Annotated in this window: 12 protein-coding genes; 7 read left to right on the forward strand and 5 right to left on the reverse strand. The window is 71.1% G+C overall.

Annotated elements, in window-relative coordinates; genetic code table 11:
• Positions 1-56: 56 nt before the first annotated feature.
• Complete coding sequence (locus ACFYXE_RS17150) at positions 57-239, forward strand: hypothetical protein (RefSeq protein WP_361180237.1); 183 nt, start codon at positions 57-59, stop codon at positions 237-239.
• Between the two features lie 144 nt (positions 240-383).
• Here the strand turns inward: ACFYXE_RS17150 and aspS are convergent, their stop codons facing one another.
• Positions 384-2,147, reverse strand: a complete 1,764-nt coding sequence (aspS, locus tag ACFYXE_RS17155; RefSeq protein ID WP_361178968.1) for an aspartate--tRNA ligase — start codon at positions 2,145-2,147, stop codon at positions 384-386.
• Positions 2,148-2,311: 164 nt separating this feature from the next.
• Here aspS and ACFYXE_RS17160 point away from each other — a divergent pair, with 164 nt between their 5' ends.
• Entirely contained in the window at positions 2,312-4,507 is a 2,196-nt protein-coding gene (locus ACFYXE_RS17160; RefSeq protein WP_389313180.1) for a SpoIIE family protein phosphatase, read from the forward strand.
• Between the two features lie 63 nt (positions 4,508-4,570).
• On the opposite strand, the gene ACFYXE_RS17165 is transcribed toward ACFYXE_RS17160, so the two are convergent.
• From ACFYXE_RS17165 to ACFYXE_RS17175, 3 genes are all read right to left on the reverse strand, one after another.
• The gene (locus tag ACFYXE_RS17165; RefSeq protein WP_389313182.1) at positions 4,571-5,602 is read right to left on the reverse strand and encodes an AI-2E family transporter; all 1,032 of its coding nucleotides are present in this window, start codon (positions 5,600-5,602) and stop codon (positions 4,571-4,573) included.
• A 47-nt stretch (positions 5,603-5,649) separates the two neighbouring features.
• Positions 5,650-6,606 carry a pirin family protein gene (locus ACFYXE_RS17170; protein WP_361178976.1) on the reverse strand — a complete coding sequence of 319 codons (957 nt, stop codon included), beginning with the start codon at positions 6,604-6,606 and terminating at the stop codon, positions 5,650-5,652.
• Between the two features lie 155 nt (positions 6,607-6,761).
• Complete coding sequence (locus tag ACFYXE_RS17175) at positions 6,762-7,253, reverse strand: SseB family protein (RefSeq protein WP_055563227.1); 492 nt, start codon at positions 7,251-7,253, stop codon at positions 6,762-6,764.
• A 119-nt stretch (positions 7,254-7,372) separates the two neighbouring features.
• Between ACFYXE_RS17175 and ACFYXE_RS17180 the strand changes: the two genes are divergently transcribed.
• The 5 genes from ACFYXE_RS17180 to ACFYXE_RS17200 all read left to right on the forward strand — a co-directional run bounded on the left by ACFYXE_RS17180 (position 7,373) and on the right by ACFYXE_RS17200 (position 12,191).
• Positions 7,373-9,199: an acyl-CoA dehydrogenase gene (locus ACFYXE_RS17180; protein ID WP_389313185.1), complete on the forward strand. Its 1,827-nt coding sequence runs from the start codon at positions 7,373-7,375 to the stop codon at positions 9,197-9,199.
• A 166-nt stretch (positions 9,200-9,365) separates the two neighbouring features.
• Positions 9,366-9,989, forward strand: coding sequence for a Uma2 family endonuclease (locus tag ACFYXE_RS17185; protein WP_389313187.1), 624 nt, complete (start codon positions 9,366-9,368; stop codon positions 9,987-9,989).
• Positions 9,990-10,031: 42 nt separating this feature from the next.
• Positions 10,032-11,327, forward strand: a complete 1,296-nt coding sequence (locus ACFYXE_RS17190) for a M18 family aminopeptidase (RefSeq protein ID WP_389313189.1) — start codon at positions 10,032-10,034, stop codon at positions 11,325-11,327.
• Between the two features lie 102 nt (positions 11,328-11,429).
• Positions 11,430-11,654 (forward strand): DUF6458 family protein, encoded by a 225-nt coding sequence (locus ACFYXE_RS17195; RefSeq protein WP_361178986.1) that lies wholly within the window; start codon positions 11,430-11,432, stop codon positions 11,652-11,654.
• A 42-nt stretch (positions 11,655-11,696) separates the two neighbouring features.
• Positions 11,697-12,191 carry an LURP-one-related family protein gene (locus tag ACFYXE_RS17200; protein ID WP_361178989.1) on the forward strand — a complete coding sequence of 165 codons (495 nt, stop codon included), beginning with the start codon at positions 11,697-11,699 and terminating at the stop codon, positions 12,189-12,191.
• Between the two features lie 45 nt (positions 12,192-12,236).
• Here the strand turns inward: ACFYXE_RS17200 and ACFYXE_RS17205 are convergent, their stop codons facing one another.
• Complete coding sequence (locus tag ACFYXE_RS17205) at positions 12,237-13,064, reverse strand: carbon-nitrogen family hydrolase (RefSeq protein ID WP_389313191.1); 828 nt, start codon at positions 13,062-13,064, stop codon at positions 12,237-12,239.
• Between the last annotated feature and the right edge of the window lie 48 nt (positions 13,065-13,112).

Genomic DNA, 13,112 nt, shown 5'->3' on the forward strand with positions numbered 1-13,112 from the left:
CGCAGAGGGGGCTCAAATTGACGCCGCCTTCACATGCCCCTACGTAAGCTTCACACATGGCCACGACTCCCTCCCCCGACCGGCGGCGACGCACCGCCGACGAGGTCAACGAGGACATCCGTGCGCTGTGGCTGAGCGCGGGCGGACGCCTGCGCCCCGACGAGCGCCTGCTCTACGAGAGCCTCGTCACCGAATGGGCCGAGGCCGAGGCCAACTCCTCGCCGACCCACGCGGCTTGAGACACACCCCGCAGGACGCCCCGCGAGGGGCTCGGGGAACCGCGCGCCCAGCCACGGAGCACCCGCGGACACCACCGGACGCCGACGACACGGAACGCCGAGGGGCCCCGGAACCAACAGGTTCCGGGGCCCCTTCGCACACCGCTACTGCGCCGCGGGCTTCCGCAGCGAGATGTTCAGCTCGCGCAGCCGCGACTCGTCCAGCTCGGTCGGCGCGCCCATCATCAGGTCCTGCGCGTTGCCGTTGAGCGGGAAGGCGATCGTCTCGCGGATGTTCGGCTCGTCGGCCAGGAGCATCACGATGCGGTCGACGCCCGGGGCGATGCCGCCGTGCGGCGGGGCGCCGAGGCGGAACGCGCGGAGCATGCCCGCGAATTCGTGCTCCACGGTCTCGGCGTCGTAGCCCGCGATCTCGAAGGCCTTGAGCATGACGTCGGGCTCGTGGTTCCGGATGGCGCCGGAGGAGAGCTCGATGCCGTTGCAGACGATGTCGTACTGCCAGGCGAGGATGTCGAGCGGGTCCTTCTCCTCCAGGTCCTTCATGCCGCCCTGCGGCATCGAGAAGGGGTTGTGGGAGAAGTCGATCTTGCCGGTGTCCTCGTCCTTCTCGTACATCGGGAAGTCGACGATCCAGCAGAAGCGGAAGACGCCCTCCTCGAAGTGCCCGGCGCGCTTGGCGGCTTCGACGCGCACCGCGCTCATGATCTTCGAGACCTCGTCGAACTCGCCCGCGCCGAAGAAGACGGCGTGCCCGGCCTCCAGGCCGAGACGCTTGGTCAGCTCCGCCACGTTCTCCTCGGTGAGGAACTTGGCGATCGGGCCGGTCAGCGAACCGTCCTCGGCGACGCGCACCCAGGCAAGGCCCTTGGCGCCCTGCTCGACGGCGTAGTCGCCGAGGCCGTCGAAGAACTTGCGGGACTGCGACGCCGTGTCCGGCACCGGCAGGGCACGCACGTGCTTGCCGGCGAACGCCTTGAACTCGGAGCCCGCGAAGATGTCCGAGATGTCGGTCAGTTCGAGCTTGGCGCGCAGGTCCGGCTTGTCGTTGCCGTACTTCAGCATCGACTCGCGGAACGGGATGCGCGGGAACGGCGAGGTGACCTCGCGGCCGCCGCCGAACTCCGTGAAGAGCTCGGTCATCAGCTTCTCGATGGGGCGGAAGACGTCCTCCTGCTCCACGAAGCTCATCTCGACGTCGAGCTGGTAGAACTCGCCCGGCGAGCGGTCCGCGCGGGCGTCCTCGTCGCGGAAGCACGGCGCGATCTGGAAGTAGCGGTCGAAGCCCGAGATCATCAGCAGCTGCTTGAACTGCTGCGGGGCCTGCGGGAGCGCGTAGAACTTGCCGGGGTTCAGGCGGGAGGGCACCACGAAGTCGCGCGCGCCCTCGGGGGAGGTCGCGGTGAGGATCGGGGTCGCCATCTCGTTGAAGCCGAGGGCCACCATCTTCGAGCGGATCGAGGCGATCACGGCGCTGCGCAGCATGATGTTGCGGTGCATGCGCTCGCGGCGCAGGTCGAGGAAGCGGTACTCCAGGCGGCGCTCCTCGTTCACCCCGTCCTCGGCGTTGATCGTGAAGGGCAGCGGGGCGGCCGCGCCGAGCACCTCGACCTCGGCGGCCTCGATCTCGACCTCGCCGGTGGGCAGCTCGGGGTTCACGTTCTCCGTGCCGCGGGAGACGACCTTGCCGTCCACCCGGACGACGGTCTCCTTGGACAGCTTGTCCAGGACCTCGGCGGCCTTGGTGCCCGGCCGGGCCACCAGCTGCGTGATGCCGTAGTGATCGCGGAGATCGATGAACAGAATGCCGCCCAGGTCTCGGCGATTGTGCAGCCAGCCGCTCAGCCGGACGTCGGTGCCGACGTCAGAGGCGCGGAGCTCGCCGCAGGTGTGGGACCTGTACCGATGCATCGTCGTTCATCCAGTCTTCGCGAATAGGGGAGAGAGCAGACCTCCCCAAGGCTACCGTCCGGTCGAAGATCGGTTTCCGGATATCCGCGGGCGCCACGCTCCCGGGGGCCCGGCGGGACGGGGCTCGGTGGCGCCTTCCCTGTACATCTTCCTAAAGTGGGTCAATGCGCACCGACGATCCCCTCCTGCAGGTGGGGGATGACGCCCTGCCTCCCGTACGGGACGTCCTGGCCGCCATCGCGACCGGGCTGTGGCGCTGGGACAACGCGTCCGGGACGGTCACGCTCGACGCCGAGGCCGCCCGGCTCCTCGGCCTGCCCGAGCGCGCCCAGACGCTGACCGAGGCGGGCGTGCGCTCCCGCTTCCACCCGGTGGACTGGAACGAGATCTACGGGACCGTGCAGCTCGCCGTCGCCGAGGGCACCCTCGCCGAGGCCCGCCTGCGGATCATGGACGAGACCGGGCGCCGCGTCCTGCGCACCGTGCGCAGCCGCTCCAAGCCCGTCCTGCACGACGCGACCGAGGCCTACGAGCTCATCGGCACCCTCCAGGAGGTCACCGAGCCCGCCCCGGGCACCGCCGCCCGCACCCCGGTCACCGGGGACTGGCGCCGCTCCCGCGAGGCGTTCCTGCTCGACGCGGGGCGCGCGCTCGCCGAGGCGCGGTCCACCGAGGAGGTCCTCAGGGTCGCGGCGGGGCTCTCCATGCCGGGTTTCTCGCCGGACGGCCTCGCGGTCTTCGGGGTCGAGGGCGAGCGGCTGACGATCATCGGGCACCACGGCCACCAGCCCGGCGACGACGGCCCCTTCTCCGCGATGCCGCTGGACACCGACTACCCGGCCGCCGAGGTGGTCCGCACCGGCCGCGCGGTGTACCTGTCGACGCCGGAGGACTACCGCAGGCGCTACCCGGCCGCGTGGCCGCTGGCCAGCCGCTTCGAGCGGCAGTCCTGGGCGTTCCTGCCGCTGACCGTCGCGGGCCGCACGATGGGCGCGTGGATGGCGGCCTTCACGTATCCCGTCTCCTTCACGCCCGACGAGCGGTCCGTCCTGACGACGGTCGCGCGGATGCTGGCGCAGGCCCTGTCCCGGGCGGGGGTCGCCGAGTCCGAGCGGGAGCTGACGGAGGGGCTGCAGCGCTCGATGCTGCCGCTGCTCGGCCCGCGCATCCCGGGCATGAGCGTCGCCGCACGCTATGTGCCGACCGGCGGCGGGCTGCAGGTCGGCGGCGACTGGTACGACATGATCCCGCTGCCCAGCGGCCGCATCGCCTTCGTCATCGGCGACGTCCAGGGCCACGACGTGCGCGCGGCGGGCCTGATGGGACAGCTGCGGATCGCCCTGCGCGCGTACGCCTCCGAGGGGCACCGCCCGGACGCGGTGCTCTCCCGCGCCACCCGCTTCCTGTCGGGGATCACCGAGTCCATCACCTACGGGTCCAGCGGCTCGGGCACCGATGAGGCCGGCGAGTACGACCCGCGCTTCGCGACCTGCCTGTACGTGGAGGCCGACCCGGCGACCGGCGTCCTGGAGATGGCCCGCGCGGGCCACCCCGAGCCGGCGATACGCATGAGCGACGGAACGGTTCTGCTGCGCCCCACCGCGGGCGGCCTGCCGCTGGGCGTCGACCCGGACGCGGACTACCCGACGACCCGGCTCGTCCTGGAGTCCGGCGAGACCATGCTGATCTGCACCGACGGCCTGATCGAGACCGGCGGCCACGACCTGGACAGCGGCTGGTCGCGGATCAGGTCGATCCTGGAGGAGTACCGGGACGAGGGCGAGGCCGACGGTCTGGAACAGCTGGCCGACACGCTCGTGCAGGCCGTGCACGGGCCCTCCTCGCACCACACCACGGGCCCGCTCGCGGACCGCCGCGAGGACGACATAGCGGTGCTGCTGCTGAGCCGCACCGGCCGCCCCGAGCAGCGCACGGACGCCCGCCGCACGGTCCTGACCGTCGCCCAGGCCGAGCCGGAGCGCATCGCGGGGGCCCGCCGCCACCTGCGGGACCTGCTGCACGACTGGGCGGACGACGACCAGGTCGACTCGGCGGTCCTGATGGTCTCCGAGATGCTCACCAACGTCCTGGTGCACACGGACGGCGACGCCCTGCTGGTCGCCGAGGTCACCGGCGAGCCCGGCACCCGGCGGCTGCGGGCCGAGGTGGCCGACGGCAGCGACGACCTGCCGCACAAGCGCCACCCCGGCGAGCTCGCCTCGTCCGGGCGCGGCCTGGTCCTGATGGAGCTGCTGGCCGGCGCGTGGGGCGTGGACCCGCGCGGCGACGGCAAGAGCATCTGGTTCGAGCTCTACGAGGACGCCCCCGGCGGCGGGGCGGACGAGGGCCCGGCGGAGTAGGACGGCGCGGGGGTGGTCCGTGGCCGATCGCGCCGCCCTCCGGCGCCCCTTGCCGGAACCGGGCTACTGGGCGTAGCGCCCGCGCAGCTCCGAGACGATGCCGAACGCCGCCGCCGTCAGCGGCACCGCGAGCAGCATCCCGAGGATCCCGGCCACCGAGGCGCCCGCCGTGATCGCCAGCATCACCACCGCGGGGTGCATCTGCACGGTGCGGCTCTGGATCATCGGCTGCAGGATGTGGCCCTCCAGGACCTGCACGGCGAGCACCACGCCGAGCGCCCACAGGGCGATCACGAAGCCCCGGTCGGCGAGGGCGACCAGGATGGCGACCGCGCCGGACAGGAAGGCCCCCAGGTAGGGGATGTACGCCCCGACGAAGACGAGGGCGCCGAGGCCCCAGGCGCCGGGGACGCCGAGGATCAGCAGGCCGATGGTGATGCACACGGCGTCGATGAACGCGATGATCGTCGTGCCGCGCATGAAGCCCTCGATGGCCTCGAAGGCGCGCCGCGCCATGGCCTCGATGGAGTCGGCGCTGTCGCCGGGGGCGAGCGAGCGCAGGGTGTCCGTGGCGCGCTCGGAGTCGCGCAGGAAGAAGAAGACCAGGAGCAGGGCGAGGACGGCCATCGCCATCATCTCGCCGACCGTGCTCAGGCCGCTGATCACGCCGGACGCGGCGGTCCCGCCGAACTTCCCGAAGAGCTCCTTGGCGTTGGACGCCATGTCGTCGAGCGAGGTGCCCGCCGCCCCGAAGTACTTGGAGAGGTCGGTGGCGGCCTGCTTGAGGGAGGAGACGATCTGGTCGCCGCTGTCGATCAGCGCCTTGACCACGATGTAGGTGGCCCCGCCGACGACCGCGACGACGGCCGCGCAGGTCAGCCCGGCGGCCAGCGACCGCTGCACCTTGAGCTTCACGAGCCGCCGGTAGAGCGGCCCGAGCAGCGCGGTGCCGAGCAGGGCGAGCAGGACCGGGGTCACCGCCGTCTTGAACGTGACGCAGAGCCAGATCCCCACGGCGGCCACGCCGGTGACGAGGAGCGCGACGACGCACCAGGCGGCGACGCGGCGGGCGGGCTCGGGCAGGAGGCTACTCACTCCTCCTACCCGAACACGGCCTCACCGGCCCCGCACGTTATGTACGGCTACATGCCGTGCACGGCGGGGACGGTGCCGAGCAGGCCCTTCTGGAAGTCCTCGAAGGCCTGCTGCAGCTCGGCCTGGCTGTTCATCACGAACGGGCCGTAGTGCGCCATCGGCTCCCGGATCGGGCGGCCGCCGAGGAGCACGACCTCCAGGTCGGGGGCGTGCGCGTCCTGCCGCTCGTCGGCGCGGACGGTCAGCGCGGAGCCGGCGCCGAAGACCGCGGTCTGGCCCATGTGGACGGGCCGCCGCTCGGTGCCGACGCTGCCGCGCCCGGCGAGCACGTACGCGAGGCCGTTGAAGTCCTCGCGCCAGGGCAGCGTCACCTCGGCACCGGGCCGCACGGTCGCGTGGATCATCGTGATCGGCGTGTGCGTGATGCCGGGGCCCTCGTGGCCGTCCAGCTCACCGGCGATGACGCGGAGCAGCGCGCCGCCGTCGGGGGTGCTGAGCAGCTGGACCTGGCCGCCGCGGATGTCCTGGTAGCGGGGGTCCATCATCTTGTCCCGCGCGGGCAGGTTCACCCACAGCTGGAGGCCGTGGAAGAGGCCGCCGGACTGGACGAGGGACTCCGGCGGCGCCTCGATGTGCAGCAGGCCCGAGCCCGCCGTCATCCACTGGGTGTCGCCGTTGCGGATGGTGCCGCCGCCCCCGTTGGAGTCCTGGTGGACGAAGGTGCCGTCGATCAGGTACGTGACCGTCTCGAAGCCCCGGTGCGGGTGCCAGGGCGTGCCCTTGGGCTCGCCCGCCTCGTACTCCACCTCGCCCATCTGATCCATCATGATGAACGGGTCGAGGTACTGGTAGTTGATCCCCGCGAAGGCCCGGCGGACCGGGAACCCCTCACCCTCGAAACCGCTCGGCGCGGTGGTCACGGCGAGCACGGGGCGCGCCGCGGAGCCGGCCGGCGCCACCACTCGGGGCAGGGTCAGCGGGTTCTCGACAGTCACTGCAGGCATGGTCGGTACCTCCTCGTGGACTCACTTTAGTTGAACGTAGAACTTTCTGCCACCCACAACGAACGGCGCCCGGAGGGAATTCCCTCCGGGCGCCGAGAGGTGCCCCGTCAGGGGCGGGGGTGCGGTGACGGCCGGGCACCGAGTCCGGGCGGGCCTCAGCCGTACATGCGGCGCATCGCGAAGTCGACCATCTGCTCCACGGCCTTCGCGTCGAAGACCATGCGGTGCTCGCCCTCCATGTCCAGGACGAAGCCGTACCCCGTCGGCAGCAGGTCGATGACCTCCGCGCCGGTGATCACGAAGTACTTGGAGTCCTTGCCCGCGTACCGGCGCAGCTCCTTGAGGGAGGTGAACATCGGGATCACGGGCTGCTGGGTGTTGTGCAGCGCGAGGAAGCCGGGGTTGTCACCGCGCGGGCAGTAGACCTTCGACGTGGCGAAGGCCTGCTGGAAGTCCTCGGCGGACATCGAGCCCGTGGTGAAGGCCCGCACGGCGTCCGCGAGGGACGGCGGCGAGGGCTCGGGGTAGAGCGGAGGCTGCTGGCCGTAGCCACCGCCGGGCATGCCCTGCATCTGCTGCGGCGGCGGCTGCGCGCCCGGCGGGGCGTACTGCTGCTGGGCGCCGGGATTCTGGTCGTAGCCGTACATGCGCGTAAGCGTACTGAGTCACAGATGGCCCCTTGGGGGTTGCATCTTATTACCGACGGGTAGCATCATCGTAGCTACTTGCTGGTATTCATCCCTTTCCTGCTTACGGAGCCTTCGCCATGGGCCACTACAAGTCGAATCTCCGCGACATCGAGTTCAACCTCTTCGAGGTGCTCGGCCGCGACAAGCTGTACGGCACCGGCCCGTTCGCGGAGATGGACGTCGACACCGCCAAGAGCATCCTCGACGAACTGCGCCGCCTCGCGGAGAACGAGCTGGCCGAGTCCTACGAGGACGCCGACCGCAACCCGCCGGTCTTCGACCCGGCGACCAACACCGCCCCGGTCCCCGCGACGTTCAAGAAGAGCTACCAGGCCTTCATGGACTCCGAGTACTGGCGCCTGGGCCTGCCCGAGGAGATCGGCGGCACGACCTCCCCGCGCTCCCTGATCTGGGGCTACGCGGAGCTGCTGCTCGGCGCCAACCCGGCCGTGTGGATGTACTCCTCGGGCCCGGCCTTCGCCGGCATCCTCTTCGAGGAGGGCAACGAGGCGCAGAAGAAGGCCGCCGCCGTCGCCGTCGAGAAGCAGTGGGGCTCCACCATGGTCCTCACCGAGCCGGACGCAGGCTCGGACGTGGGCGCGGGCCGCACCAAGGCCGTCCAGCAGGACGACGGCTCCTGGCACATCGAGGGCGTGAAGCGCTTCATCACGTCCGGCGAGCACGACATGTCGGAGAACATCCTCCACTACGTCCTCGCCCGCCCCGAGGGCCACGGCCCCGGCACCAAGGGCCTCTCCCTCTTCCTCGTGCCGAAGTACGAGTTCGACTGGGAGACCGGCGAGCTGGGCGCGCGCAACGGCGTGTACGCGACGAACGTCGAGCACAAGATGGGCCTCAAGGCCTCCAACACCTGCGAGATGACGTTCGGCGACCAGCACCCCGCCAAGGGCTGGCTGATCGGCGACAAGCACGACGGCATCCGCCAGATGTTCCGCATCATCGAGTTCGCCCGCATGATGGTCGGCACGAAGGCCATCGCCGCGCTCTCCACCGGCTACCTGAACGCCCTGGAGTACGCCAAGGAGCGCGTGCAGGGCCCGGACCTCGCCCAGTTCATGGACAAGACCGCGCCCAAGGTGACGATCACCCACCACCCGGACGTGCGCCGCTCCCTGATGACGCAGAAGGCGTACGCGGAGGGCATGCGCGCCCTCGTGCTGCACACCGCGGCCGTCCAGGACGACATCCAGGTCAAGGAGGCGGCGGGCGAGGACGCGTCCCAGCTGCACGCCCTCAACGACCTGCTGCTGCCCATCGTGAAGGGCTACGGCTCGGAGAAGTCCTACGAGCAGCTGGCGCAGTCGCTCCAGACGTTCGGCGGCTCGGGGTACCTCCAGGAGTACCCGATCGAGCAGTACATCCGGGACGCCAAGATCGACACCCTCTACGAGGGCACCACGGCCATCCAGGGCCAGGACTACTTCTTCCGGAAGATCGTCCGCAACCAGGGCGCCGCGCTGAACGGCCTCGCCGAGGAGATCAAGAAGTTCCTCGCGGTCGGCACGGGCGGCGAGGCGCTGGCCGGCGCCCGCGAGGAGCTGGCCAAGGCCGCGGTCGAGCTGGAGGCCATCGTCGGCGTCATGCTGACCGACCTCGCGGCCACCGAGCAGGACGTGAAGTCGATCTACAAGGTGGGCCTGAACACCACCCGCCTCCTGATGGCCTCGGGCGACGTCGTCGTCGGCTACCTGCTGCTGCGCGGTGCCGCGGTCGCCGCCGAGAAGCTGGAGACGGCCTCGGCGAAGGACGTGGCCTTCTACCAGGGCAAGATCGCCGCGGCGAAGTTCTTCGCGACGACCGTCCTGCCGGGCGTCACCGCGGAGCGCAAGCTCGCCGAGGGCGTGGACCTGGACCTGATGGAGCTGGACGAGGCGGCGTTCTAGTCCGACCGTCCGGCCCGTCCGGCCCGTCCGGCCCGTCCGACCCGGTTCGCGCGTGGTCGACCGGGTTTCCCTCGCACGTCAGCGCGATGCCGCCACCTGATTCTTTCGGGTGGCGGCATCGTCGTATGCCCTGGGTAGGCTGGGTGAACGGCCGAGAATCCCGTCCATGGGAGGAACCATGACCGCCGAGCCCCGCACCGACGCCCCGCGCGCGCTCCAGCCCGACGGCTCGGCGTGGCCGATGCCGCCCCAGGACGGTTACACGACGGACGACTTCTTCAGCCTCGACCTCCCGCCGCACACCGAGTTGATCGACGGGAGCCTGATCTTCGTGAGTCCGCAGCGCAAGTTCCACACACTGGCCATGTACCTCTTGGAGCAAGGGCTGCGCGCCACCGTCCCCGAGCACCTGCGTGTGCGCCGCGAGATGGCCGTCGTCCTCGGCCCCAAGCAGGCACCGGAGCCGGACCTGGTGGTGGTGGCCGCGGAGGCCGACGCCGACCAGACCCAGACCCGCTACCGGGCCGAGGACGTCCTGCTCGCCGTCGAGGTCGTCTCCCCCGACTCCGAGGAGCGCGACCAGGACACCAAGCCCCGCAAGTACGCGGCCGCCGGCATCCGGCACTTCTGGCTGGTGACGATGGACGAGAACGACCGGCCCGCCGTGCACACCTACGAACTCGACCCGCACACCGGCGGCTACGCGCCCACCGGCATCCACCACGACCGGATGAAGCTCGCCGTGCCGTTCACCCTCGACATCGACCTCACCGAGATCGACCGCCTCTGAGCGCCCCGCCGCCCGTCCGACGGCCCCATTAGGCTGGCAGCCATGAGCACCCCGTCCCGCTTCGACCGCGGCCACACCGAAGACCTCATGTCCTTCCTCGCCGCGAGCCCCTCGCCGTACCACGCCGTGGCGAGCGCCGCCGAGCGGCTGGAGAAGGCCGGCTTCCGGCAGGTCGAGGAGACCGACGCCTGGGACGGCACCACCGGCGGCAAGTACGTGCTGCGGGGCGGCGCCGTCGTCGCCTGGTACGTCCCCGAGGGCGCCGCCGCGCACACCCCCTTCCGCATCGTCGGCGCCCACACCGACTCCCCCAACCTCCGCGTGAAGCCGCAGCCCGACGCGGGCGCGCACGGCTGGCGGCAGGTGGCCGTGGAGATCTACGGCGGGCCGCTGCTCAACTCCTGGCTCGACCGCGACCTCGGCCTCGCCGGACGCCTGACCCTGCGCGACGGCACGACCCGCCTGGTGGACGTCGACCGGCCGCTGCTCCGCGTGCCCCAACTGGCCATCCACATGGACCGGTCCGTGCACACCGACGGCCTCAAGCTCGACAAGCAGAAGCACATGCAGCCCATCTGGGGTCTCGGCCGCGACGTCCACGAGGGCGACCTGATCCGCTTCCTGGAGGAGGAGACCGGCCTCGACGAGGGCGACGTCACCGGCTGGGACCTCATGACGTACGCCATCGAGCCGCCCGCCTACCTCGGCCGCGACCGCGAACTGGTCGCGGGCCCCCGCATGGACAACCTCCTCTCCGTGCACTCCGGCACCGCCGCCCTCGCCGCCGTCGCCGCCCGCGAGGACCTCCCGTACATCCCGGTGCTCGCCGCCTTCGACCACGAGGAGAACGGCTCGCAGTCCGACACCGGCGCGGACGGCCCGCTGCTCGGCTCGGTCCTGGAGCGCTCGGTGTTCGCCCGCGGCGGCTCCTACGAGGACCGGGCGCGCGCCTTCGCCGGCACCGTCTGCCTCTCCTCCGACACCGGCCACGCCGTGCACCCCAACTACGCGGAGCGGCACGACCCCACGCACCACCCCCGGGCCAACGGCGGCCCGATCCTCAAGGTCAACGTGAACAACCGTTACGCCACCGACGGTTCGGGCCGCGCCGTGTTCGCCGCCGCCTGCGAGAAGGCGGGCGTGCCCTTCCAGTCGTTCGTCTCCAACAACGCCATGCCGTGCGGCACCACCATCGGCCCGATCACCGCGGCCCGGCACGGCATCAAGACCGTCGACATCGGCGTCGCGATCCTCTCCATGCACAGCGTGCGCGAGCTGTGCGGCGCCGACGACCCGCACATGCTGGCCAACGCGCTGGTCGCCTTCCTGGAGGGCTGACGGACCGCCCTGTCCGAATGCCTGTGTGATCGCCCCTGTGTGGTTGCGGGGGAGCCGGGTACCCGGTGACTTCGTAGCCACTACAGCAGGGAGGCGGTCCACATGGGCCTCGGCGGATGCATCCTTCTCATCGCCGCGGGTGCCATCCTCGCGTTCGCGACGGACTGGGAGATGGACGGACTCAATGTCACCCTCACCGGCATCATCATGATGGCCGTCGGCCTGATCGGTGTCGCCGTCTTCACCAGCATCGGGCGGCGCAGGAGGACGGCACCGCCGGTCGCGCAGACCACCGTCGTCGAGCCGGAGCAGCACCGCGGGCTGTGACGGTCCCGCGATTCGCGGCCGGTTCGGGGTAGTCATGGCGCCATGAGACTTCTCGTGCGCGACCGGATGCTCGGCATCGGTGACGACTACTGGATCGAGGACGACCAGGGCCGGAAGGTCTTCCTCGTCGACGGCAAGGCCATGCGCCTGCGGGAGACCTTCGAGCTGAAGGACATGCAGGGCAGGGTCCTGATCGACATCCACGCCAAAGTGCTCTCCCTGCGGGACACGATGGTCATCGAGCGCGAGGGCGAGACCCTCGCGACCGTCAAGCGCAAGCGCCTCTCGCTGCTGCGCAACCACTACCGCGTCGCGCTGGTCGACGGCACCGAGCTCGACGTCAGCGGCAAGATCCTCGACCGGGAGTTCGCCATCGAGTACGACGGCGAACTGCTCGCCGACATCTCGCGCCGCTGGTTCCGGGTGCGCGAGACGTACGGCCTGCAGGTGGTGCGGGAGGACGCCGACCCCGCGCTCCTGCTGGCCGTCGCGGTCTGCGTGATCCGCCTCGCGGAGAAGGAGCGCGAGGACGACTGAGCGGTGGCCGCGCCGCCCCGGAGGGGCGCGGCGCGGACGACTCCGCTAGACGCCGCGCGCCGGCGGGGCCTGCCCGAGCAGGCGGTCCTTCAGCGCCGGGAACTGCTCACGCGTCTCGGCGACCTTCGCCGGGTCGAGGTCGACGGTGAGGACCTCCTCGCCGTCGCCCGCCTCCGCGAGCACCTCGCCCCACGGGTCGACGACCACGCTGTGCCCGGCCTGCGGGACGCCCGCGTGCGTGCCGCCGGTGCCGCACGCCAGGACGTACGCCTGGTCCTCGACCGCCCGCGCCCGCGCGAACAGCAGCCAGTGCTCCCGGCGGCGCGCGGGCCACCCGGCGGGCACCACGAACATCTCCGCGCCCTCGTCCACCAGACCCCGGAAGAGCTCGGGGAAGCGCAGGTCGTAGCAGGTCGCGAGGCCCAGCGTGGCGTCCGGCGTGCGGACCGTCGTCAGCTCGGAGCCCGCCGCCATCAGGACGGCCTCGCCCTGGTCGAAGCCGAAGCGGTGGATCTTCCGGTAGGCGGCGGCCAGTTCGCCGTCGGGGGAGAAGACCAGCGAGGTGTTGTGCAGCGGGCCCTCGCCGGAGCCGTCCGCGGACGGCGCGCGCTCGGGGATCGACCCGGCGTGCAGCCACACGCCCGCGTCGCTCGCCGCCTTCGCCATCGCCTCGTACGTCGGGCCGCGCAGCGGCTCCGCCTCGGCCCCGAAGGACTCGTACGCGAAGGCGCCCGTGGTCCACAGCTCCGGCAGCACGACGAGGTCGGGGCGCTCACGCTCCGCGACCTCGCGGACCAGCGAAGACACGCGCGTCCGACGGGAATTGACCGGTTCGTCCTCGTCTACGGCGATCTGGATGAGAGAGGCGCGCACACTACCACCGTCCTGGCATTCGAGCCGTCAATGCAGGCCTACGATCGT

The organism is Streptomyces sp. NPDC002564, assembly GCF_042889645.1.
Classification (GTDB): domain Bacteria; phylum Actinomycetota; class Actinomycetes; order Streptomycetales; family Streptomycetaceae; genus Streptomyces.